This is a genomic window from Parasphingorhabdus sp. SCSIO 66989 (genome assembly GCF_032852305.1).
Classification (GTDB): domain Bacteria; phylum Pseudomonadota; class Alphaproteobacteria; order Sphingomonadales; family Sphingomonadaceae; genus Alterisphingorhabdus; species Alterisphingorhabdus coralli.
Genome location: NZ_CP136594.1, coordinates 2,762,805 through 2,786,982, shown reverse-complemented (window position 1 = coordinate 2,786,982; position 24,178 = coordinate 2,762,805). Strand labels below are relative to the sequence as shown.

19 protein-coding genes are annotated in these 24,178 nt (G+C 57.9%); 17 read left to right on the top strand and 2 right to left on the bottom strand.

Features of this window, described 5'->3' with window-relative positions:
* The first annotated feature begins 19 nt into the window (after positions 1 to 19).
* From RB602_RS12980 to RB602_RS12950, 7 genes are all read left to right on the top strand, one after another.
* Positions 20 to 694 carry a flagellar basal body L-ring protein FlgH gene (locus tag RB602_RS12980; protein WP_406568367.1) on the top strand — a complete coding sequence of 225 codons (675 nt, stop codon included), beginning with the start codon at positions 20 to 22 and terminating at the stop codon, positions 692 to 694.
* A gap of 191 nt (positions 695 to 885) precedes the next feature.
* On the top strand, positions 886 to 1,968 hold the full coding sequence (locus tag RB602_RS12975; RefSeq protein ID WP_317084542.1) for a flagellar basal body P-ring protein FlgI: 1,083 nt from the start codon (positions 886 to 888) through the stop codon (positions 1,966 to 1,968).
* Positions 1,969 to 1,973: 5 nt separating this feature from the next.
* Positions 1,974 to 2,354 (top strand): rod-binding protein, encoded by a 381-nt coding sequence (locus RB602_RS12970; RefSeq protein ID WP_406568421.1) that lies wholly within the window; start codon positions 1,974 to 1,976, stop codon positions 2,352 to 2,354.
* Positions 2,351 to 3,682: a flagellar hook-associated protein FlgK gene (locus RB602_RS12965; protein WP_317081046.1), complete on the top strand. Its 1,332-nt coding sequence runs from the start codon at positions 2,351 to 2,353 to the stop codon at positions 3,680 to 3,682. Before RB602_RS12970 ends, RB602_RS12965 begins: the two co-directional genes overlap by 4 nt.
* A 16-nt stretch (positions 3,683 to 3,698) precedes the next feature.
* Entirely contained in the window at positions 3,699 to 4,535 is an 837-nt protein-coding gene (locus RB602_RS12960) for a flagellin (RefSeq protein ID WP_317081044.1), read from the top strand.
* 314 nt (positions 4,536 to 4,849) lie between these two features.
* Entirely contained in the window at positions 4,850 to 5,713 is an 864-nt protein-coding gene (gene motA / locus RB602_RS12955) for a flagellar motor stator protein MotA (RefSeq protein WP_317081043.1), read from the top strand.
* Positions 5,714 to 5,716: 3 nt separating this feature from the next.
* Positions 5,717 to 6,646: a flagellar motor protein MotB gene (locus RB602_RS12950; RefSeq protein WP_317081042.1), complete on the top strand. Its 930-nt coding sequence runs from the start codon at positions 5,717 to 5,719 to the stop codon at positions 6,644 to 6,646.
* Positions 6,647 to 6,651: 5 nt separating this feature from the next.
* Here the strand turns inward: RB602_RS12950 and RB602_RS12945 are convergent, their stop codons facing one another.
* Positions 6,652 to 7,332 (bottom strand): TetR/AcrR family transcriptional regulator, encoded by a 681-nt coding sequence (locus tag RB602_RS12945; RefSeq protein WP_317081040.1) that lies wholly within the window; start codon positions 7,330 to 7,332, stop codon positions 6,652 to 6,654.
* Positions 7,333 to 7,504: 172 nt separating this feature from the next.
* Between RB602_RS12945 and RB602_RS12940 the strand changes: the two genes are divergently transcribed.
* The 4 genes from RB602_RS12940 to RB602_RS12925 all read left to right on the top strand — a co-directional run bounded on the left by RB602_RS12940 (position 7,505) and on the right by RB602_RS12925 (position 12,092).
* The gene (locus tag RB602_RS12940) at positions 7,505 to 8,641 is read left to right on the top strand and encodes an ABC transporter permease (protein WP_317081038.1); all 1,137 of its coding nucleotides are present in this window, start codon (positions 7,505 to 7,507) and stop codon (positions 8,639 to 8,641) included.
* Entirely contained in the window at positions 8,638 to 9,390 is a 753-nt protein-coding gene (locus tag RB602_RS12935) for an ABC transporter ATP-binding protein (protein WP_317081036.1), read from the top strand. The genes RB602_RS12940 and RB602_RS12935 overlap by 4 nt, the downstream gene beginning before the upstream one ends.
* A 216-nt stretch (positions 9,391 to 9,606) precedes the next feature.
* Positions 9,607 to 10,608, top strand: a complete 1,002-nt coding sequence (locus RB602_RS12930; protein WP_317081034.1) for an efflux RND transporter periplasmic adaptor subunit — start codon at positions 9,607 to 9,609, stop codon at positions 10,606 to 10,608.
* Positions 10,608 to 12,092 (top strand): efflux transporter outer membrane subunit, encoded by a 1,485-nt coding sequence (locus RB602_RS12925; RefSeq protein WP_317081032.1) that lies wholly within the window; start codon positions 10,608 to 10,610, stop codon positions 12,090 to 12,092. Before RB602_RS12930 ends, RB602_RS12925 begins: the two co-directional genes overlap by 1 nt.
* Positions 12,093 to 12,273: 181 nt before the next feature.
* Here RB602_RS12925 and RB602_RS12920 read toward each other — a convergent pair whose 3' ends face one another.
* Positions 12,274 to 14,454, bottom strand: a complete 2,181-nt coding sequence (locus RB602_RS12920; protein ID WP_317081030.1) for a M13 family metallopeptidase — start codon at positions 14,452 to 14,454, stop codon at positions 12,274 to 12,276.
* 200 nt (positions 14,455 to 14,654) lie between these two features.
* Between RB602_RS12920 and RB602_RS12915 the strand changes: the two genes are divergently transcribed.
* The 6 genes from RB602_RS12915 (at position 14,655) to RB602_RS12890 (ending at position 24,144) form a co-directional block, all read left to right on the top strand.
* Entirely contained in the window at positions 14,655 to 15,722 is a 1,068-nt protein-coding gene (locus RB602_RS12915) for a calcium/sodium antiporter (protein WP_317081028.1), read from the top strand.
* A gap of 84 nt (positions 15,723 to 15,806) precedes the next feature.
* On the top strand, positions 15,807 to 17,204 hold the full coding sequence (locus RB602_RS12910; protein WP_317081026.1) for a PQQ-dependent sugar dehydrogenase: 1,398 nt from the start codon (positions 15,807 to 15,809) through the stop codon (positions 17,202 to 17,204).
* Positions 17,205 to 17,238: 34 nt separating this feature from the next.
* Entirely contained in the window at positions 17,239 to 17,919 is a 681-nt protein-coding gene (locus RB602_RS12905; RefSeq protein ID WP_317081024.1) for a nitroreductase, read from the top strand.
* Between the two features lie 353 nt (positions 17,920 to 18,272).
* Positions 18,273 to 21,305 (top strand): CHAT domain-containing protein, encoded by a 3,033-nt coding sequence (locus RB602_RS12900; RefSeq protein ID WP_317081022.1) that lies wholly within the window; start codon positions 18,273 to 18,275, stop codon positions 21,303 to 21,305.
* Complete coding sequence (locus RB602_RS12895) at positions 21,306 to 23,339, top strand: adenylate/guanylate cyclase domain-containing protein (protein ID WP_317081020.1); 2,034 nt, start codon at positions 21,306 to 21,308, stop codon at positions 23,337 to 23,339.
* Positions 23,326 to 24,144: a hypothetical protein gene (locus RB602_RS12890; protein ID WP_317081017.1), complete on the top strand. Its 819-nt coding sequence runs from the start codon at positions 23,326 to 23,328 to the stop codon at positions 24,142 to 24,144. Before RB602_RS12895 ends, RB602_RS12890 begins: the two co-directional genes overlap by 14 nt.
* Positions 24,145 to 24,178: the final 34 nt, after the last annotated feature.

The following is a 24,178-nucleotide window of genomic DNA, read 5'->3' as shown; positions in this document are numbered from 1 at the left end:
GAGTAGGGAACCAGAAACCATGGCTTTCATGCCCCCGATATTGCGCATTGCGCTGCTCTCTTCGCCGCTGCTTCTGCTCAACGCCTGTATGGGCGTGGGTGAGGTGCGGCCCAGCCCGGCCTTTGCCGCCACGCCACCAACTCCCATGGCGGTCCCGGCCAATGGCGCGATTTTTCAGGCGAGCAATGGCTATGCCTCACTGATAAGCGGTAATCGCGCCGCGCGGGTCGGTGACCTGCTGACGATCGTCTTGGTCGAGCAGACACAGGCGGCCAAGTCCAACAGCGCCGCGACCGATCGCTCGGGCGGTTTTGGGCTTAACCCGCCAACGACCGGGCCTTTCAGCCTGTTTGATCCGAGTGATGTCGGCGCCAGCGGAAACCTGAATTTCAACGGTTCGGGTAGCGCGCAGCAGTCCAATTCGCTGCAGGGCCAGATCAGCGTCACGGTGGCGCAGGTCTATCCCAATGGCACCATGCTGGTGCGCGGCGAGAAGCTGATGCGGCTCAATCGTGGCGATGAATTTGTGCAGTTTAGCGGTATCGTCCGCGCGGTCGATGTTGGGCCGGAAAATGTTATTCCCTCCACCCGCGTTGCTGATGCCCGGATCAATTACAGTGGTGCCGGAGAAATTGCTGAGGCGAGCCGACAAGGCTGGCTGCAGCGTTTCTTCAGCATGATCAGTCCGTTCTGATGGGGGTGATTATGAGTAAAGCCAAGATCATCCTTAGTGCGTCGTCATTGCGAGGAGCGAAGCGACGCGGCAATCCAGAGCAGGTGCGTGTTGCCCTGGATTGCTTCGCTACGCTCGCAATGACGCGTTTTAAAAAAATTGGCAAAGCGCTGAATCTTAAAGGCTCAGCAGGCCTGCTGCGTCGCATCGCCATGCTTCTGGTGCTGGTGTTTGGCCTTGCCGCCAGCCCGGCACAGGCAGAACGGGTCAAGGATCTCGGCACCTTTCAGGGCCTGCGTGTCAACCAGTTGACCGGTTATGGCATCGTTGTCGGCTTGGCGGGCACGGGTGATGATAACCTGGAATATGCCACTCTCGGCGTGCGTGGCGTTGCCAATCGCTTTGGTCTGGCGCTGCCGCCGGGTCTTAATCCGGCAACACGTAATGCTGCTGCCGTAATGGTGACTGCAGAATTACCCGCCTTTGCCAAGCCCGGCCAGCGTATTGATGTCACGGTATCGGCGTTAGGCCAGGCACGTTCATTGCGCGGTGGCACTTTGGTGCTGGCGCCGCTTATCGGTGCTGATGGTCAAATCTACGCCATGGCGCAGGGCAACCTTGCCGTTGGTGGTCTTGGTGTTGAAGGCATTGATGGCTCGACAACCACCGTCAATATCCCCTCGGTTGGCCGTATCGCTGGCGGCGCAACAGTCGAGCGCGCGGTTGTTACCGGCTTTGAAAATTCTCCCTATCTATCCTTCAATCTCGATCAGGCGGACCTCACCACCGCAATGCGCGTTGCCGATGCGATCAATGCTGAATTTGGCGATGGCATGGCAATGGCGGATGATGGCGTATCGATCCGCATTGCCGCGCCTGCCAGCCCACAGCAGCGGGTCATGATGATGAGCGCGATTGAGAATATCGCGGTAACGCCAGCCGAAGCGGCTGCGCGCGTTATCGTCAATGCCCGCACCGGCACGGTCGTGATTAATGGCGCGGTGCGGATCAGTCCCGCTGCGGTCAGCCATGGCACTTTGACGGTGCGTGTCGAGGAAGACCCGTTGGTGGTTCAGCCCGAACCGTTTAGCCGCCGCGCCGAAACCGCGATCGAAGAAGACAGCACCATCGAGATTGATAACCCACCTGTGGGGGCAAGCATCGCGCGCGGTGCGTCGCTCTCCGAGATTGTCGAATCGATCAATGCGCTTGGCGCAGCCCCCAGCGATCTGGTCGCGATATTGGAGGCGCTGAAACAGGCCGGCGCGCTGACGGCGGAGCTGGTGATCATATGACGGATATGGGTTCTTTTCTCGCCGCTTCCGGCAAGCGCGTGACATCCTCTACCGAGGGTGTCGCGCCGCTTGGCGTGAATGCAACCAACAAAGCCAAAGACGATGACGCGGCACTGCGTCAGGCTGCCGAAGCGTTTGAGGCTGTGTTTTTGCGCCAGATGATCGGCTCGATGCGCAGCGCTTCGCTGGGTGAGGATTTGCTTGGCAATGATGCCAGCGAGCAATTCCGCGATATGGCCGATGCCCGCCTTGCCGATAGCATGGCTGAGCAGCAAAGTTTCGGCATTGCAGAACTTTTGCTTAAACAATTTGGCCAGAGTCCGTCACAAACTGTATCGGCGGATGGGCTGTCATTCGGCGATGCTGACGCTGGAGACAAGCAATGAGCTCACTTCTCAACATCGGCCGTTCCGGTCTGTCGGTGCACAGCCGCGCCTTGCAGACCGTTTCCAACAATATCGCCAATGCTGAGAACCCTGATTATGTTCGGCGCAATACCCAGATCGCCGACCAGACCGTTACCGGGACCACCAGCCCGTTGTACAAAGCGCAAACCGGGCTAAGCGGCGCGCGTGTCACCGGCTATGGACGCTCCAGTGATGCGTTTCTCGAAGCCTCCGCCCGTCTAAGCGGCGCGACGCTGGTGCGCACCGAAACCACAACAGCCTGGATGACAACGGTCGAAACCGCGCTGGACAATGGCGGCAGCAATGTCGGCGCGCAGATGACCCAATTCTACGCCCGCGGCGAAGAGCTGGCCTCTGCTCCGTTTGACAATGCGCTGCGTGTGACGTTCCTCAATGATATTGATGCGACGATCGGAGCATTCCAAAGCACAGCGGCCAATATCGAGTTTTCGCTCGGCCAGATGCGTGAGTCAGCAAATACAGAAGCAGCAGCGCTGAACCAGGGCCTCACGGCTCTGGGCCGGATCAACACCGAACTTCTCGGCAGCCGTCCTGACAGCCAGCAACGCGCGGCCCTGCTCGATCAGCGCGATGGTGCTTTGGCGGCGATTACCGAGCGACTGGATGTTGATATCAGTTTTGATACCAATGGCGCTGCGCGGCTCAGCTTTGGCGGTCAGGATCTGGTGGTGCGTGGCGATGTTGCTACCGTCTCTCTGGCAGAAAATGCTGATCGCAGCCTCACAGTACAGGTCAATGGCACCGCGACGCAGACACCGGGCAATGGTTTGCTCGCCGGGCTGAGCACCGCCATGGTGCAGACTGGTGAAAGTCTCGATAATCTGGATGCACTAGCAGTGCAATTTGCCGACAATATCAATAGCTGGCAGGCGGCGGGTCGCACCGATGCCGGTGCTGCCGGTGCGCCTCTGGTCGGCATAACCGCAGGCGCTGCCAGCCTGACCCTCCTCAGCAACGATCCGGCAGCATTGGCACTGGCATCGCCTGCAGGCGTCGCCAACGGCAATATTCTCAATCTCTCCACTCAGCGTGGCCCGGGCGGGGCTGAGCAGGGCTGGAACACCATTGTGGCCACCCATGCCAATCTGCTTTCCACCGCGCGCAGTGAACAAAGCGCCGCCACCGCACTGGATCAAACAGCCCGCGCCGCGCGCGATGCGACAGCGCGGGTAGATATTGACCGCGAAACCGCCGATCTGATCCGTCTGCAACAGGCCTATGAAGCCTCTGCGCGTATCATCCAGGTGGCGCGTGAAACCATGCAATCGATTCTGGCTATATTCTGAGGCGGAGGGTGAACCCATGGTAGAATCCATCAATCGCAACCGGCCGCCCGTTGCTGTTCAGAATCAGCTCAACCTGTCAGAGGCAATTGACGAAGAAAACCGAGCCATTTCAACGCAGCGCCGCCTAAATCGCGCCTCTGATGATCCGCAGGGCTGGGTCGAGATTTCCAGCCTCTCGCGCCAGCAAAGCAATGAACAGGCGTGGACCAACAATATCGGCCGCGCCCAGACCCGCGCCAGCCAGGCGGAGTCTGCGCTCGACACGATGAGTTCTATCCTGATCCGCGCGAATGAGCTGCTGGTTCAGGCCGCCAATGGCACGCTCAACGACAATGACCGTGAGGGTATCGCGCTGGAAATGGAAGGCGTGCTCGAAACCATCCGCGATCTTGTGGTACTGGATGATGGCTATGGCGGCGAGCTTTTCCCGCCAGACCCGCTTTCCATTCCCATTGGTGAAGACCGCAATATTACCGCGACGCCATCACTGGATGAACTGACCACGAATATCGGCCCAGCCGGCGAGACGCTGGAGCAGGTGCTGACCAATACGATCGACGCAGTGCGTACCGGCACTACAGCCGATCGCCAGAACCGTCTGCCAGCGGTCGATGCTGCGATTGAGCGCATCAGCACCATGCTGACCCAGCAGGGTGTGACGAGCAATACGCTCGAGGCAGCCCGGGTGCAGTATGAAGACAGCAACCTGGCGCTTGCCGAGCGGCGTTCCGCGATTGAAGATACCAATGTTGCCGAGGCAATCACCCGGTTGCAGTCGCTCAGCACCAGCCTTGAAGCGGCACAGGCTGTTTACGCCCGGATCGAACAGCGCAGCTTGCTCGACTTTATCTGACCTAAACCTATGGGCTTTCATTGATCTCCTGCTTTTCAATCTCGTCGGCCCCGCGCAGGCGGGGCCAAGGCTATATTTTATTCTCACGCAAAGACGCTAAGGCGCAAAGAAGGTTTTGTGTTTTGGGCAACCCCTTCGCGTCTTTGCGTCTTCGCGTGAGTCAAAGCCCTGGCCCCGCCTGCGCGGGGCCGACGGAATTGGCGAGAGACCTATCCTATCACCCTTAATCACAACGCCTTTTCGCCGTTACACCTCAATAGGGACGGCTTCCGACAGGAACTCTCCCCCTGGTCATTTAACATTGGGGTACAAACATGTTGGTAGCTGTCGGACTTGTCATATTGATCGTCATGGTCTTTGGCGGCTTTATCATTTCAGGCGGAGATATTGGCCCGGTTCTGGCGGCATTGCCGTTGGAGATGATGATCATTGGCGGCGCAGGCGTTGCCGCAATCATCACCGGTAACTCCATGCATCAGGTCAAGGCGCTGGGCGGTGGCTTTAAGCGCGTCTTTGTCGGTCCCAAATATAAGCGCGAGGATTTCCTCAACTGCATCTTTCTCACCTCCAAGCTGATGAAGATTCTGCGCATGGATGGCCCGGTCGCGCTGGAAGCGCATGTGGAAGACCCGCAAAGCTCGGCGATCTTTGCCGAATATCCCAAATTGCTGGCGGACAAGGTACTGGTTGCGCTGATCTGTGACTCGCTGCGGCTGGTGGTTGTGTCCTCGGGCGATCTTGATCCGCATTCGGTTGAAGAAGTGATCGATCAGCATCTCAAAACCCACCACAAAGAAGCCATGGGCCCTGCGGACAATCTGCAATGGCTGGCCGATGCGCTGCCCGCTTTGGGCATTGTCGCGGCGGTCCTGGGCGTGGTTAAAACCATGGGCTCTATCGACAAGCCGCCAGCGGTCTTGGGCGGCATGATCGGCTCTGCATTGGTCGGCACATTTCTCGGCGTGTTGCTGGCGTATGGCATTGTCGGCCCGATGGCCAATCGCTGCAAGCACAGCATTGAAAGCGATCTGGCGATCTATGACATCGTCAAGCAGATCATCATTGCCAGCCTGCATGGCCATCCACAGCCATTGGTGATCGAGGCTGCGCGTTCGGGGCTTGAACATGAGAACCAGCCTAGCTTTGCCGAAGTGTTTGACGGGTTGAGGGCGCGCTAAGCCATGGCTGCGGCGAAATCTGCCAAGAAAGACAATCAGCGTCCGATCATCGTCAAGAAGATCATCGCGGATGACCATGACGGCCATCATGGCGGTGCGTGGAAAGTTGCCTATGCCGACTTCGTGACCGCGATGATGGCGTTCTTCCTGTTGATGTGGCTGCTCGGCGCGACTGATGAAAAGCAACGCAAGGCCTTGGCGGATTACTTCACCCCGACGCTGGTAGAACTGAAGCAAGGCAGTGCAGGCTCGAATGGCGTATTTGGCGGTGAGTCGATTGTTGCCCGTGACGATTATCCGCACGCTATTGGTCAGACTGGGGATCGTTCCCTGACCATTCCAAAGGATGCCACCGGTGTCGAGGACAGGGGTGGGCGGTCTAAGCGCTCACTGCAGAAGGTCGCCTTTGAGGCATTGCGTGAGGAACTGGAGCAGCGGCTCAACAAACGTCCTGATCTGGTCCAACTGTCGAACAATGTCCGCTTTACCCATACACGTGAAGGATTGCGTATTGATCTTGTCGACGAGGCTGACTTTGCGATGTTCAGCCTTGCGACGGATAATCTGTCGCCCCGCGCAAAACTGCTGCTGGAAGAAGTTGCCGATGTTGTCACGACACTGTCCAATCCGGTGATTGTGCGTGGTCATACGGACAGCCTGCCCTATGCCTCGGGTAAGGTGATGAACAACTGGATGCTCTCAACCGCGCGCGCCGAAGCGACCCGTAAAGCCCTGGTGGATGGTGGCGTCGAAGTATCGCGTATGCACAGAATTGAAGGGGTGGCGGACCGCGAACCGTTCAATGCGGCAGACCCTGCCGATCCGCGCAACCGCAGAATGTCGATCACTCTGGTCTATATGGATGGCCAGTCACGTGCCGATATCGAGATGGCCAAGCGCGGTATAGCTGACGAGAATGTGCCGGAGAGCTGAATGCTCTAGCCAGTGGTCTGGTATAGCTGCAGAAACTTGTCTGTGCCACGCGCGACGCGCTCGGCAATCTCGCCTTGCTCAAGCGCCGCACGGGCATGCAGGCGAAACTCGAGATCGGCAAAGCCTTTCCAAAGGCTGAGCAGATCTTCGGCGCCTTCTATCGGATTATCTATTGTAAGTTCGCCGCGCTTTGCAGCCTCGGCCAGGACATTGGCCAGACGCTCGCGGCATTGGCCGGGGCCAACAGCAAAGAAGCGGTGGGCCAGGCCAGGGTGCTCGGCCAGATCCTGCGCCAATATGCGTTCCATCGAGACATGATCAGGGTCAAACAGAAAAGCGAGCAACGCCTCGCCAAAGCCATTGAGCCGGGTTTTGAGATCGGCCCCCTCAACCCTTTTGCCGATCAGCATTTCGCTCATGCTGTCCGATTGCTGTTTGACCACCGCCTCGAACAGCGTCGGCTTGTCGCCAAAGCGATTATAGATGGTGACTTTCGAGACGCCCGCCCTTTGCGCTATCTCCTCAATCGCGGCGCTACCCAATCCTTTGGTAAAAAAGACTTTGCGTGCTGCCCGCAATATCGCCTGATGCTTTTCCGGGTCGCGCGGGCGACCGCCGGGGTGCGGGGTTTTTGAGGCCGCTTCCGGTGTCTGTTCATCGATGGGCGAGGAGAGTTTTTCAGACAATAAAGGAACCTTTTGAGAAATTGAACATTGACGTTCAGTAACTAAGGGCTAGTTAGTAAACGCAATCGTTCATTATCATGAGTCGGACGCCGAAGCAAATGCCAGAAGATCAACGGGGCAAAGCGCAAATGGGTCCAAAGCTTTTGTCAGATCAACAATTTAAGGGTTCTGCATGAACTGGATTGCCATCAGAATGCTGACCGGAGACAGGACCAAATTTTTGGGCCTGCTCTTCGGCGTCGCCTTCTCGACGCTGTTGATCAGCCAGCAGGTGACCATCTTTGTCAATCTGTTGATGCGCGGCGCCAGCGCGGTGGAGGACGTCTCCACCGTGGAAATCTGGGTGATGGACCCATCGGGTCGTACTGCAGATATCACCTTCCCCATGCCCTCTACCGCATTGGAGCGGGTGCGCGGGGTTGATGGGGTCGACTGGGCGGTACCGTTTATTCGTGCTTCGGCCAATGTGCGTACGCGTGAGGGTGATCTGGAGGGTGTTACCGTGGTCGGCGTTGATGACGCGACCCTGATCGGCCTGCCTCGCGACGTACTCACCGGCAATCGCAATGCACTCGCGGCGCCCGATGCCGTATTTATCGATGATGTAGGCTCGCGCCGGCTTTTCCCGTCCAGCGAAGCGGCGATGAATACCCGTTTGGAGTTGAATGACCAGCGCGCGATCATCCGCGGCATTGTCGACGCGACCCCGACTTTCACCTCGCAGGTGACGCTCTACACTCGCTATTCGAATGCGCTCAATTTCGTCCCCGGCACGCGTAACCGTATGAGCTTTGTGCTGGTGCGCACTGAAGAGGGGCGCGATCCGGTCGAAGTCGCGCGGCATATTGAAAAGGTCACCGGCCTCAAGGCGCGCACACGGCAGGAATTTGCCGATGACGGGATTAACTTCATCATCGAGAATACCGGTATCCCGGTCAATTTCGGGATCACCGTAGCGTTAGGGTTTATTGTCGGTGTGGCGATTGTCGGGCTGACCTTCAGCCTGTTTATCCGCGATAACATCAAGCAGTTTGGTGCGCTGAAAGCCATAGGCGTCACCAATAACAAGATTCGTCTGATGGTGGCCTGTCAGGCGGGGCTGGTCGGTCTGATCGGCTATGGCATCGGCATCTTTCTCGCGGTGCTGTTTATCTACACCACCGAAGCGATTGATACCTTCAAAGGCTTTTATACCCCTTGGCAAATTCCATTGCTGACAGCGGTAGTGACGATTGTGATGATCATGCTCACCGGCTTTATCGCCCTGCGTGAGGTTATCAATACCGAGCCTTCGGAGGTGTTCCGATGAGCCAGCAAGCGCTATCTACTGCCCAACCTGTCCCGTTACAGGTGATCGAAAATGCCGCGATATCGGTACGCGGGATCGTCAAGGAATTCCCGGTCGGTGACGGCTTTATCCGGGTGCTGCACGAGATTGACGCCGATATTCGCCCTGGCGAGCTGACCTATCTTGTCGGTGAGTCCGGTTCGGGCAAGACGACGATGATCTCAATCATCGCTGGGATCATGTATCCGACTGAGGGAAGTGTCCGTGTTTTCGGCACCGACATTTACGATTTATCGGACAATCAGTTGGTCCAATTCCGGCTCGATAATATTGGCTTCGTTTTCCAGCAATATAACCTCTTGCCGACGCTGACAGCGGCGGAAAATGCCGCCGTCCCATTAATCGCTGCCGGGGTGCCGCGCGCTGAGGCCGAGGATCGCGGGCGCGAAATGCTGGAAAAGCTGAATATCGGCGACCAAGCCGACAAGCTGCCGCGCCAGCTATCAGGTGGTCAGCAACAGCGCGTCGCGATCAGCCGCGCCTTGGTGCATGAACCCAAGCTGGTGGTCTGTGACGAGCCGACGGCTGCACTCGACGCCATGTCCGGGCGGCGGGTGATGGACCTGCTGCGCGAAGTGGCGCTGTCCGAAGAGCGGGCTGTCATCATCGTGACCCATGACAATCGCGTCTTCGATCTGGCCGACCGCATCTTGCAGATGGAGGATGGCCGCATCACCCATGATGGCAAGGAGATGCCCGATGGTCATTGATGCTCCTCTTATAGCCTCTGGTACAAATCATCTCCCTCTCCCCGGCGGGGAGAGGGTCGAGGTGAGGGGGAGCGAAGGCCATAGGCCGAGCGTCCCAGCCATCAGCATGGCACACCCTCACCCAACCCTCTCCCTCAAGGGAGAGGGCTATAATGCTGACCAGCCACTGCAATCCTTTTCCATTCTCTCATCCTTTGTGCCTTCAGGGGACCGCCCATGAAAAAACTCAGCTTCTCTCGTCAGATATTGCCGATCATCGCCATTATCGGGGTGATTGCCGCCGCCTATATGGTGTTTGCCTCGCAACCTGATGACTCGACCACTGACCCTGAACTTGTCCCGGCAACGGCCCCTGAAGAGCAGGATGGCAGCGTAGCCGGAGCCGGTGTTGTCGAGCCATCGAGCGAGCTTATCGATATCGCGCCGGAAATTGCCGGGGTAGTGTCCGAGCTGTTTGTCAGCCCCGGCGATACTGTCAGCAAGGGGCAGGCGCTTTTCACGATCGATGCCCGCGATGCCTCCGCTGCCAGGCGCGAAGCAGAAGCGCGGGTGCAGCGTCTGAAAAGTAGCATTGCCGCCTCGCAGGTGACGCTCAACAATGCGCGTCAGCAATTGGGGCTGTACAAGGACATTTCCGACAGCCGCGCCTTCTCCAAGCGTGAGGTGATTGATCGTGAATCGGCGGTGCGCGATGCGGCTGCACGGCTGCAACTGTCGCGCGCCGAATTGCAGGAGGCACAGGCGCAATTATCGCGGGCGAAGGTGACACTTGACCGCCTGATCGTCCGCGCGCCGATTGAAGGCGAAATTCTTGACGTCAATATCCGCCCCGGCGAATTCGCCGCGACTAACCAGATGGGCAATAATGCGGAACCCGCGATCACCATGGGCGACACCACGCCGCTGCATGTCCGCATCGACGTTGATGAGAATGAGATTGAGCGCCTGTCGCTGGGTGAAGCAGCGGTGGTCAGCCCGCGCGGCAATGGCGAGCAAAAGGTGAAAGTCGCCTATGTCCGCTCCGAACCGCTGGTAACCCCCAAGCGCTCACTCACCAACTCGTCATCCGAGCGCGTCGATGTGCGGGTGCTGCAGCTGATCTATGCGCTGCCGGAAAGCGATCATGGTCTGTTTATCGGTCAGCAGGTTGACGCCTTTGTGCCGGGCAAGAAGGCAGAGGCCAGCGAGAAACCCGCCGACAAAGCGGAGGCGGGATAATGCGCCGCATATCCCATAGGCACCTGTTATGGCCGCTATTGGCGAGTACATCGCTGCTGGCCGGATGTATAACCGGTAACAGCCCGCCCGCACCGGAAACGGTATTGCTACCCGATAGCTTTGCAGCACCCGTAGCCACCACGGAGCAGGTGGAGGATATCGCAGGACTGCTACCGGTCAATGATCCCGGCTTTATCGCACTGCGTGACACAGCGCTGCAAACTGCTCCCGATCTGGCCGCCGCTCTGGCGCGGATCAATATTGCCCGTGCTGGACTGCGCGGTGCGGGTGCGGCGCGGTTGCCCAATGTCACGGGTCAAGCCAATGTCACCCAGCAGCGGATCAACCCGGCCCAATTTGGCGGTGTCGGAGGCGATGATGCCCCGGGCGGTTTTGCCATTCAACAGGACCAGACGATTTTCAGCACCTCGATCGATGCCAGTTGGGATGCGGATCTGTTTGGACGATTGAAAGCGGCTCAGCGCGCTGCAACACTGCGTTTGGACGCGAGCAATGCCGATGCTGCGGCCACCCGGCTGGCGCTAACGGCGGATATTGCGCTCAACGTCACTGATTATCGTGCAGTAGCGGCGCGGCGTTCTGTAATCGATGCCGAGATTGCCGATCTACAAGGACAGGAAGCCCTGACAGCCCAGCGAGCCAAAGCCGGACTGGTGCCCGAATTTGATACGGTGCGGGCGCAATCGCTGTTGCGCCGTGCTGAATCGCGTCGCGCGCCTTTGGTGGCAGAGGAAGGCGCGATATTGGCACGGCTGGCAACGCTGACCGGACAATCGGTGCAGCAGGTACAGGCGCAATTGGGCGAGGGCGGGGCATTAGCTCTTACCGGTATTGCCAAACCTGCGCTCACCGTACCTTCGACCTTGCTCCGCGCCCGACCCGATGTCCTGGCGGCGGAGTACCGCCTTGCCGCTGCCGATGCCGATCTTGCCTCTGCGGTTCGCGAACAATATCCGACCTTTTCCATTCAGGCGAGTCTCGGCCTGATCGCGCTGGCGCTGGGTGATCTGTTCAGCGATGATGCGATTATCGGCTCTGTGGTTGGCGGCGCGACCGTGCCGTTGCTCGATTTTGGCCGCATCGGCGCGCGCATTGACCAACGTGAGGCCGAAGCCGCGCTGGCTTTTGCAGATTACCGCCGGATTCTATTTACTGCTCTCGGTGATGTTGAGGCTTCGCTTGTGGCGGTGGATGCAGCAGATGCGGAAACCGCCTCGTTGCAGCAACAGGCGGTGACTGATCGCGATGCCGCCAAGCTTGCGGACATTCGCTATCGCAATGGTCTGGATGATTTTCTTACCGTGATTGATGCCCAGCGCAATGCCAACGCCTCAGCGGAAGCCTTGGTAATCTCTCAGGCCAATGCGCAACGCCAGCGCATCGCGCTCTATCGCGCCATTGGTGGCGAGCCTCAAATTGCAACCGAAACCGCCGATGCAACGCAGGCAAGGGAGGCGCCCTAAGGCTGTTTTTCCTGTTTTGAGACAAGCGCCTGAACTCCCCCTCTCAGGCGCTTTACCGGGGCTCTTCTCCTCCCCCTCCTTGGAACCCCGGGCAAGCAAAAGGGGCGACCCACAAAGTGGATCGCCCCTTTTGTTATTTCGTTTCCCCTCCCGCTTGCGGGAGGGGCTAGGGGAGGGAGTATTACCAGATGCGGATGCGCTCTTCGGGTGGCAGATAGAGTTCATGGTCTTCAGTCACATTGAACGCTTTATACCATTCATCAAAATTCCGTACGATGCCGTTGACACGGAAATCCGCTGGCGAGTGTGGATCAGTCTTGAGCTGACGGCGAAGATATTCCTCGCGCGATTTGTTACGCCAGACCTGCGCCCAGGCCATGAAGAAGCGCTGATCGCCGGTCAGGCCGTCAATCACCGGTGCTTCCTCACCATTGAGCGACAGCTTATAGGCGCGATAGGCCATGGAAAGGCCGCCCAGATCACCGATATTCTCGCCCAGGGTGAGCTGTCCGTTGACGCAGGTTTCGCCATCATCGAGCGGGCACAGCTTGTTATACTGGGCGACGAGTGCGCTGGTCAGCTGTTTGAAATTGCTTAGGTCTTCCTCGGTCCACCAGTTGCGCAATGTGCCATCACCATCGGACTTCGCACCCTGATCGTCAAAGCCATGGCCCATTTCATGGCCGATCACGCCGCCAATCGCGCCATAGTTGACCGCAGGATCTGCCGAGAGGTTGAAGAAGGGTGGTTGCAGGATAGCCGCCGGGAAAACAATCTCGTTGCGGTTGGGCGAATAATAGGCATTCACTGTCTGTGGCAGCATAAACCACTCGGTCTTGTCTATCGGCTGACCGAGCTTGGACAGCATGTCTTCCAATCCCCATTTGCCGGCGGCCATTGTGTTGGCAAAAGCATCACCGGGGGTCACTTCGAGATCATCATAGGTCTCGAACTTCTCGGTATAGCCGATTTTGGGCGTAAACTTGGCCAGCTTGTCCCGCGCCGCGACTTTGGTTTCATCGCTCATCCAGCTGATATCATCCAGATTGGCGGCCATTGCCTTGCGCAGATTTTCGACCAGCTCGTCCATCGCGGCCTTGTTCTCCGGAGGGAAATAGCGCGCGGCATAGACTTTGCCGACGCCTTCGCCCAGAGCGCCTTCGACAGCGCTGACGGCGCGTTTCCAGCGGGCACGTTGCTCTTTTGCGCCGCTGAGCTTCTTGCCGTAGAAATTAAAGCGGGCTTCATCGATGTCGCTGGGCAGAACCGAAGCCGCATCGGAGAGGAGATGCGCCTTGAGATAGGCTTGCCATGTTGCCAGAGGCGCTTCATTGGCCAGCTTGAAAAGGCCCGGAATACCTGCGCCCAGTTTTGAAAGCTGTTCTGGAGTCAGGCTGTTTGCTTCAACTTCTTCGGCCGTCGGCGTCAATTGGCGAATGACGAAACCATCATGATCACCAATGCCCAATTCGGTCATAAAGGTTTCGACCGGAAAGCCATCAGCCATTGCGATCAATTCTGCGCGGCTGACCTTGTTGTAGGTGAGGTCGCGATTACGACCCAATGCACGGTCCCAATGCTGTTCGGCAATCTGCCGCTCGAGACCGTAAACCGATTCCGCCGCTGCCGCCGGGTCTTCATATCCGGCTTTCCCCAGCAGGAAGGTCAGATATTCCTTATAGGCAGTGCGCAGTTCCAGATTGCGCTCGGTATCGTCGAGATAATAGCTACGATCCGGCAGGCCGAGGCCCGACTGGTTGACATAAAAGGTATATTCGTCGGTCTTTTTGCTATCGACATCGACCCAACCACCCATGGGCGCAGACAACCCGGTCATGGCAAAGGCCTTGGCCAGGTCCTCGCGGTTCTGGATGGCAAGAATGGCGTCCATATGCTGCTGCACAGGCGCTAGGCCAGCAGCATTGATGGCATCCACATCCATATAACTATTGTAATAAGCGGCAATCTTGCCTTCGAGTGTTGCCGGGTCGGGTTGCTCGGCGGCAAGTTCCTCAATGATCTTGCGCACGCGCTGCTCGGACTTCTCGGCCAATAGGGTAAAGCCGCCATAGCGCGAGCGATCGGCAGGGATTTCAAACGTATCGACCCATTTACCGTTAACATGCATGAAGAAGTCATCGCCGGGGTGCACGCTGTCTTTCACCAATGTGGTGTCGACACCCCAATCGCCCCAATAGTCGCGCGCTGTGGTGGTGATGCCGTTATTTGCAGCGGCGTCTTCTTCCGCTACCAGCAGCATATGGTTGTGATTGTCACCATCTTCGTCATGTGCCGCCTGCGCGGCGGTGATACCAGAAACAGCCAGAGCCAGCACAGATGCGGCACCAAACAGCTTTTTCATAATCTACTCCCCAATCGGTTTCATTTGATACTTTACGTCAGATTTGTACCTAGATTGATGTTATGACAATGGCAAAAATGGTTCTGCCAATGGCAAAGCTGCTTCGATAACCGTCATTTCTGTGTCGAGGCCGTAACGTCTCCTCACAATCACCTAAATCTCATTGCCATCCGCCCTTGGACTGCTAAGGGCCGTGCGCAATGGTGATTACCGTTCTTCTGCTGATTGTCGGGCTGGCGCTGCTGATAGGTGGCGGCGAATTGCTGGTGCGTGGCGCCGTGCGACTGGCGGATCGCCTTGGGGTCAGCCCGTTGATTGTCAGCATCGTGATTATCGGCTTCGGCACCTCGGCGCCGGAGCTTGCAGCGAGTATAGAGGCCAGCCGTATCGGCTCTCCCGGCATTGCCTGGGGCAATGTGATCGGTTCCAACCTCGCCAATAGCCTGTTGATCCTCGGCGCGACCGCAACGGTAGGACGATTGGCAGTAACGAGGGCACCCTTGTGGCGCGATGGTGGGCTGGTGCTGGTGGCGACTTTGATGCTGTGGATATTGGCGTCGGACGGCAATATCGGGCGCGGCTGGGGCATCGCCATGGTAGCTTTGCTGATCAGCTATCTGACCTATGCGGTGATCCAGGAGAAGCGTGCGAGTGGCGCGACGGCAGCGGGTGATGCCGGTATTGCCCATGCCGGATCACGCGGTGTCGGGGAGGGGCCTGCCGAAGCGCTGGACGATGTTACCGACGACGCACGCGAAATTGCCATCGAACCGGAAACCACAGGTCTCGCCGCCCTTTACTATAATTACCCCATGGCTTCCGCCATCATCATATTGCTGGTCGGGCTGGGTATGATCCTGACCGGTGGTTCGCTGCTGGTGGAACAGGCGGTAGCGATTGCCGGTGCATTCGGACTCAGCGAAACACTGATTGGCATCACTGTGATTGCTATGGGCACCTCTGCGCCCGAATTGGTAACCTCGCTGGTGGCCGCCTGGCGCAATCAGGGTGAAATTGCCGTCGGCAATGTCATGGGCTCCAACATCTATAACATCCTTGGCATTGGCGGTACCGTGGCTATTCTTTCGCCCAAGGGTTTCCCGGATGCGCTGATAACCCCTGATCTGCCCATCCTGATGATGTCGGCAATCTTGATGATCCTCTGCGCGGCCACGCATTACAGCATCTTCCGCCGCGAGGGCATGCTGCTGCTGCTATGCTATTTCGGCTATATCGGCTGGAAAGTCGTAACTATCGCTGGGGCGTGACAGCTTTCCTTGCTGGCGATATAGCTTGCTGACAGAGTCATAATAATAGCAACAGCAGGCATCTGTGCCTGTCAGGGGAAGCATATGCGTGCATGGGTAAGAAACAGCCTGATTTTCATAGGACTGGTGGTCGCGATTTTGGCGATAGCCGCCTATGTCTTGTTGAGCGGCCAGACAGCAGAATATACCATCGAACAGCTAAGCGGCCCCAATCCCGAGATTTCAGACCCGCGCAGCGAGAGTTTTCCGACAATCAAAATTGCTGAAATTACTGGCTGGGGCGATGATGAGTCACCGATCGTTGCCGATGATCTTACTGTTTCGCGCTTTGCCGAGGGGTTGGACCATCCGCGGCAGATGTACCGCCTTCCCAATGGCGATATTCTCGTCGCCGAGACCAATAGCCCGCCAAGAGAAAATACAGGTATTGAAGGCTGGGTCTTTCGCAATCTGATTGCCCGCGCCGGAGCTGGATCAGCTTCGGCCAACCGTATCAGCCTGCTGCGTGATGCGGATGGTGATGGCATTGCCGAACAGAAAAGCGTTTTCCTCGAAGGACTGAACTCGCCCTTTGGCATGGCATTGATAGGCGATACGTTATACGTCGCCAATACCGATGCGGTGCTGGCTTTTCCCTATAGCGAGGGCGATACCAAGATCACCGCAAAGGGTGAGAAGATCGCTGATCTCAATGATTCCAAGCCGAATAATCACTGGACCCGCAACTTGATTGCCTCGGCGGATGGTACGAGCCTGTTCGTTGCTGTCGGCTCCAACAGCAATATTGGCGAAAACGGCATGGACACCGAGACGCAGCGCGCGGCGATCCTGGAGATCCAGCTCGATCTGGATAATGAGTTGCGCGAATATGCCTCGGGTCTGCGCAATCCGGTAGGCATGGATATTCATCCAGAGACAGACGCGCTTTGGACCGTGGTGAATGAACGCGATATGCTTGGTCCCGATCTGGTGCCGGATTATCTTGCCGAAGTTGGCCTGGGCACCCAATTTGGCTGGCCGCATTATTATTATGGCGGTTATCAGGACACACGGGTGGAAGAGCCGCTGCTTCGGGACCTGTCGGATTATATCCGCAAGCCTGATTATGCCTTGGGCGCACATGTTGCGCCGCTGGGTGTCGTATTCTCGCATGAATCGGCTTTTTGTGGCGATTTTGCCAAGGGCGCTTTTATTGCCCGTCATGGCTCGTGGAACCGCAAGCCTGCGGCTGGCTATGATGTCGTCTATGTCGCCTTTGCCGACGATGGCGAACCGACTGAAGCGCTGCCGGTGGATATTCTGACCGGTTTCCTCACCGATGGCGGCGATGCACGCGGGCGGCCGACCATGGTGGAGATTGATGCGACCGGCGCACTGCTGGTCACAGATGATGTCACCGGCATTATCTGGCGTGTAGCCCCCAAGCCCGGGTCATGTCCGGCGGTGGCAGAAACTACAGAGGCTGGCGATACCACAAGCTGATTACGCCCCCGATCCCCGAAACTAAGGATTTTTCATGAACGTAACTGAAGCTGTGCGCACCCGCCGGTCTATCCGCCATTTCCTCGATAAGCCGGTTGAGTTGGAGGTCTTGCGGACTGCGATGGAGACGGCGCAATACTCCCCTTCGGGTGGTAATCTTCAGCCATGGCATGCCGTGGTGCTGACCGGCGAGCCGCTCGACGAGCTTAAAAGCGTCGTGGCCGCAAAATTGCCCCAGGGGCCAGACGGACAGTCACCGGAATATGAAATCTATCCAAAAGGTCTTCAGGAACCCTATCGCACCCGTCGTTTCGCGCTGGGTGAGGCGATGTATGACAGTCTGGAAATCCCGCGCGAGAACAAGATGGGCCGGATGATGCAGATGACGCGTAATTTTCAGGCCTTTGACGCCCCGGTCTGCCTGTTTGTCCATACCCCGAAGAATATGGGACCACCGCAATGGTCCGATATGGGCATGTGGTTGCAATCATTGATGCTGCTGTTGGTAGAAGCTGGTCTCGATAGCTGTCCGCAAGAAGCCTGGTCGGTTTATGGCAAGGAGATTCGCGAAACACTTAAGCTGCCAGAAGATCACATCTTTTTTTGCGGCATGGCGATTGGTTATCGTGACCCGGATGCACCCGTTAACCGCTTTCCGGTACCGCGTGCGCCGATCGATGAGGCATTGCAATTCCGCGGTTTTGCAGAGCTTTGATCCTCTCATAGCGTAAATTTTTGCCCCAATTTGCGACAATTGTGACTTACCGCATCGCGCCTTTCCTCGATGTCTGTTACATACTATAACAGTTGTGAATTCTGTTTCATAAGCTGAAGTCGATGCTCTGGGAGGAGCATTTCTGGGTCGCATAATGAGACGTGTAGGGGATGCAATTGATCGCATTCTCCGCGCGCCGTGAGGGGTATGCGATGCTAAATGATTGGCGCCATTTGTGCGACCGTCTGGTTGCGCCAGAGTCATTCTGCGCACCGAAAAAAATTCGGTCAGCCATATCTTTGAAGGACAGTTCTTATTGCAAGGCTGTGCAGGCCTTGGCCTTGGGTGCTATCATGGCCACCAGCCCGGCCAATGGTCAGGATCGGCCTGTCAGTCTGAGAGATAGTTTCCCCATCGGAACCGGCGGTGATACGTTGTGTCAGGCACAGAGCCGTTCGCTTGATCCGGCCAATATCTCCCCTTTTGACCGCAGTTGGGCAATTGTCTGCCGCGACTCGGCTAAACCCATTGGCTATGTTTTTGCGCTGCGCGAGAGTGCAGGCGATGTCCGCTCGCGTCTGACGGCACGGCGGGCGGATAATGTGACATGCGACAGCAGCGAGGCATGTGTGTGGCGCGAGGGCAATTTGCCCTACACCATTATCAGCCGCGAAACCGGCAAGGTGCACTATGTTGCCGAAGGCTTCACCGCCTATGGCGACGCGCTCAATCTGGCGCTGGAATCGGTGATGACCGACAAGCTGGTGGAAGGTGACATTCGCGTCGTCACCACATCGCTGGGCGATACCGAAGCCTTTGCCCGGGTGCAGGCACTGACACTCGAACCCGATCAGGCGCTGGCCGAGGGCTATCGTCGTAACAACAAGGGCGACTATGCCGATGCCGCGGCCTTCTTTGAGACGTTGGAGCAGCGGCTCACGGGCGAGGAAGAGGGGATTGAACCCGGCGAATTCCTGATCAACCGCGCCCTACAGAAATCCAATCTCGGCGATTTTGCCGAGGCCGATGCTCTTTTTACCGAGGCACAGCAGATACCTACTGATGATCCGGTTCAGGCGCGCCTACGTCGCAATTTTGAAGCCATCCATCTGATTAATCAGCGCAAATATGGTGCCGCCATCAATAGGCTGAACCAGCCTATCGCTGCGATTGTCGACAGTGCGGAAGTGCTGCGTTCCAAGGGAGAGATTACCCGGCCGATTGCCGCGCGGATCAATCGTGATACCGATTTTGGCGATATTTTGGGCTATGTCGATGATCTGAAACTGACGCCCGAGGAGCGCGCGATCATTATCGATGCCCAGGCACGGCATCTGGTCGCGACGGCGCAGCGGCTTTCGGGCCAGCCCGATATTGCTCGCGAAGGCCTGATTTTGGCGCTTGCCGAAGCGGTCAGTGTGCGCGAGGGGCGGGTTGTCTCGATTATCCGATTGCGCACGCAGATCCTCACAGAACTGGGCGTGATTGCGGAAAATCAGGGTAATTTTGCCGAGGCAGAGAATTTTTACAGCCAAGCGATAACGCTTTTGGCGACGCAATATCCTGAAACACGGGCATTAAGCGCCGCCAAGGCGCGACTGGCGGCTTACTATATGCGCCGCGACCAGACCGATCAGGCGCGGACGATCTATCGCGAGGTCGTCGAAAACTCACTCAACCGGCGCAATGCGCTGAGCGGCTTTGCCAACCAGCTTTCGCCCTATTTTGATCTGTTGGTCGGCGACGGCAATCCTAGCGATGCCGATGTGCAGGAGTTTTTCGAGGCAACACAGATACTGGTTCGTCCCGGTGTTGCCGAGACTCAGGCTATCCTGTCACGCGAACTCAGCACCGGTGATGATGAGGCGGCGCGGCTTTTCCGCCAGTCGACCAATATTGGCCGCTCAATTGAGCGCTTGCGGATCGAGTTTTCCGCACTCGGCGAAGCCGACGGGCAAAGGGGTGTTGCAGAGCGGCGCGAGCGGCTGGCATCGGAGATTGAACGGCTTGAATCAGCGCAGCAGGAAATCTTGGTCAGCCTCTCCGCCTATCCGCAATATACCGCACTGGCGACACGGCAATTGGGGCTGGACGAATTGTTCAGTGTGATGCAGCCAGGTGAAGGCTTTACCCGTGTCTCGGTGGCTTCGGACAAGGTCTATATCTTCTTCACTGACGGCCAGATAAGCCGCGCCTGGCGCGCGTCTTTGTCTGCCAATGAAATGGATCAGCGTGTCGATGCGCTCCGCGATACGATCTCGCAATTTGATCCGGCAACGCGGCAATATCTGACGACGCCCTATGATGTTGCCACGGCCCGCTCACTCTACAGCGATCTCTTTGGCCCGGTGGATAGCCAGTTGCGAGGGTTGGATCACCTGATCTTTGAGCCCGATGGCGCGCTACTGCGCCTGCCGATCGATCTGTTGGTCACCGATGACGCCTCGGTCGCGCGATTTACTGAGCGCTCAGAGTCAATTGATGGTGATCCGTTCGATGTTAGCGACGTAAACTGGCTTGCGCGTGACACCGCGATCAGCACCGCCGTTTCGGCACGGGCCTTTGTCGATGCCCGCGGCGCACCGGCCTCCAATGCGCGCCAGCAATATCTCGGCATGGGCGAGAATGCCGCCGTCTTCAACAAGGCGAATATCAGCAGTGTCCGCACTATAGGCGCTGATAATGCAGGCAATTGCGCTTGGCCTCTGGCCGAATGGAATAAGCCTATTTCTGCTGCGGAATTGCTCTCGGTGCGCTCGCTAGTTGGTCAGTCGCAATCGGAAATACTTACCGGCGCAGCCTTTAATGACAGCGCGATCAAATCGCGCGATGATCTCGATGATTTCCGCATTCTGCATTTTGCTACGCACGGTCTGGTAACCGCCCCGCGCGCTGAATGTCCGGCGCGACCAGCACTGCTGACGTCGTTTGGTGAACAGAATTCCGATGGCCTTCTGACCTTCCGCGAGATTTTCGACCTTCGGCTGGATGCTGATCTGGTGATCCTCTCCGCTTGCGATACTGCCGGTAGAGCGACCGTCGCGGCAACGCGTGAGGCAGGTCTGATGACGGGCGGTGGCGGTTCGTTGGATGGGCTTGTACGCGCCTTTGTTGGCGCGGGTGGGCGCTCGGTTATGGCCAGTCATTGGCCTGCGCCGGATGATTTTGATGCGACATCGCGGCTGATCACCGGGCTGTTCGAAAAGGGCGAGAACCGCACCATCTGGGCGGCGCTGGCCGAGGCGCAAAAGCCATTAATGAACGACCCGCTGACCTCGCATCCCTATTATTGGGCCGGTTTTGCGGTGATTGGCGATGGTGCGCGGACATTGCGCGCTGATAGCGCAACCGCCCAGCTTTCCCGGAAAGAACCTCTGGGGGATTAAGTGGCTTCGCAATCTGCCCCCCCTTCTGCCAATCAGGCGAGCACGGTTGACCGCACGGCGCGTCAGCTGCTTTCACAGCTCGGTCCGATAAGGCTGTTGGCGACCATTATCTTTTTGGCGCTGGCCATGCTGATCGCGCGTTTTGCCTGGGATATCCCGCTGCTCCGCGATGCCGAGAGTGCGCTGTACGACATTCGCGCCGCCAATTTCGCTCCGCGGGTGCCGCAGGATGAGCGTATCGTCATGGTGGTCTATACCGACCAAACCCTACGCGATACCGGTCAGCGTTCGCCGGTGGACCGCACAATATTGGCCAAGGCACTCCAGAATATTGATGCCATGCAGCCGAAATCCATCGGCATTGATATCCTTTTCGACCAGCCGCAGGACGATGATCCGCTGCTGCAGGAAACCTTCCAGACCATGCACACGCCGACGCATATTGCCTATGCTTCGGTCGATACCAATGCCGAGGCGATCCGCTTTGAGCAGCAGGAATTTCTCGAAGCCTATCTCGCCGAGGCAGCAACCGGGAACAGCGTACCCACCAGTATCAGGCTGGAGACCGATAGCGATAATGTCGTCCGCCGCTGGCCAGAACAGCCTGCGGAGTTACCACCCTTCTTCTCTATCGCCCTCGCGGGTGAAGCGCGTGGTTTTGACAGCTATCGCGGGCCGATCATCTTCCGCGCCCCCGAAGCCGTGGATCGTCCGGTCTTTGCCAAATTCCCGATAGACCTGTTTGCCGATCCGGCGACGGCGGAGTTTCTCGCTGACCAGATCGCCGGACGGCATGTCCTCATTGGCGGTGACTTTGTCGACTTTGACCAGTTTGATACGCCGTTCACCCGCACCGGCGATCCGGTCACGGGCGTGACGACGATGATCGGGCTGGAAGTGCATGCACACATGCTGGCGCAACTTCTCGACAATGCCAAACCGGCGACAATACCGGGTTGGGTTCTCTGGCTGGCGGCATTGCTGGTGGTTATCGCAGGCGCATTGACCGCACTGGTCAACGCCCGCGCCTGGGTCATTGCGCTGCTGCTGATCTTTCAACTGGCGCTGCTGGTGGCGCTGCCTTTCTGGCTGGAATCGATGAACGTTCACACGCTGGGCCTGCCATCTTTTGGCTGGGCAATCGGCTGGTTGATGACCTATGCTTCAGTAAGCGCTTCGGCACGTGTGATCGGGTCGAAACAGCGCGCTTTTGCCCAGGGCGCTTTGGGCAAATATCTGCCCAAATCGGTCGCTTCGGAAATATTGAAAGACCCGGAAAAGCTGGCGCTGCATGGCGAGAAGCGGGAGATTTTCTGCGTCTTTACCGATTTAGAGGGCTTCACCAAGCTCAGCCATGCGATTGAGCCGGAAATGGTGGCGCAATTGCTCAATGATTATCTCGACCGGCTGGCCGCAGTGGTGCTGGAATATGGCGGTACGCTCGACAAATTTGTCGGTGATGCCGTTGTCGCATTCTGGGGCGCGCCGATTTCCTATGCCGATGACGGCGAACGGGCGGCGCGCGCCGCCTATGCTATGTATGAGGCGGGCGAGGCATTTCGCAAGTCAGCGCCGCCCGGCACACCACCCATTGGCCGCACCCGGGTCGGTATGCATTTTGGCGAAGCAATTGTCGGCAATTTTGGCGGTGAGGGGCGGATCCAATATACCGCTTTTGGCGACAGCATGAACACCGCTGCCCGGCTGGAAGCAGCAAACAAGGCGCTGGACACCACAGTATTGGTTAGCCGTGAGGCAGCCGAACGCTCTGGCCTGGACTGGTATCGTCCCATGGGCACGATCACCCTGCGCGGACGGTCTACACCCGTAGAAGTTTATGAGCCTGTACCCGAATGGGAACCGCAGGAACGCGCGGTTCTGGCGAATATCGTCACCGCCCATGCCAAAGGCGATGGCGATGCTGTGTCACGGCTCACAGACATTGTCGCGAAATGGAGCGAAGATAATGCCCTGAGCAATCTGAAACAGCGATTGCAGGCGACCGGAAAAGGAGAAAGCTATGTTCTGGGATAAAGCCAGGAGCAAAATGAATAAGGCGGGCAGGGCAGCGCTTGGTGCTGCGCTGCTGGTTGGAGGTGTAACCATATTGACCGCACCAGCGATGGCGCAATCGGTCGTTGTCCGTTCCACCGGGCCTTCCGCCAGTCAATATCCGGCTGGCAAGAAGCTGCCCAGCAATGCGCGGCTTACGCTGAAAAGTGGCGATGTCATCACCGTTCTCGACAAGGGCGGAACACGCGTTTTGCGCGGACCGCGCACCATATCGCTTAATCAGCGTGTGGCCAGCGCATCGACCACGAGCAGTATGCGCACATTGCTGCGCACGCGCAGCAATACCCGCGCCCGCACCGGAGCGGTGCGCAGCACCGGCACCGCAGCCGCTGGTGAAGCCAATACCGCGCCACGCAGTCCCAATCTGTGGTTCGTCGATGTCAGCCGTCCCGGCACTTATTGCATTGCCGATCCCGCTGGTACGGTGCTGTGGCGCAGCGATATTGCGGCGACGCAATCCGCTACGCTTTCCGACGCATCGGGTGCAGGGGCAACGCCGATTGAATGGCGGCGCGGCAGTGCGTTGAAGCGCTGGCCGATGGATAAGATGCCCATAGCGGATGGTGGTATCTACACGCTGGCCATGGCTGGCGATGCCGAGCCTGCACAAATCACCCTGCGATTGATGGAGACGGTGCCGGAAGATGCCGATGACACCGCTTCAGAACTGATCGCACGCGGCTGTCAGCAGCAGCTCGACCTGTTGGTCGATACTTTGCAGACCAGCGAGAATACCGGGGCAGCGGGGGAAGCTGAGCCGCTTTGAGGGCGCGCAATCATCGCATTCCGTTAGTTCGGCT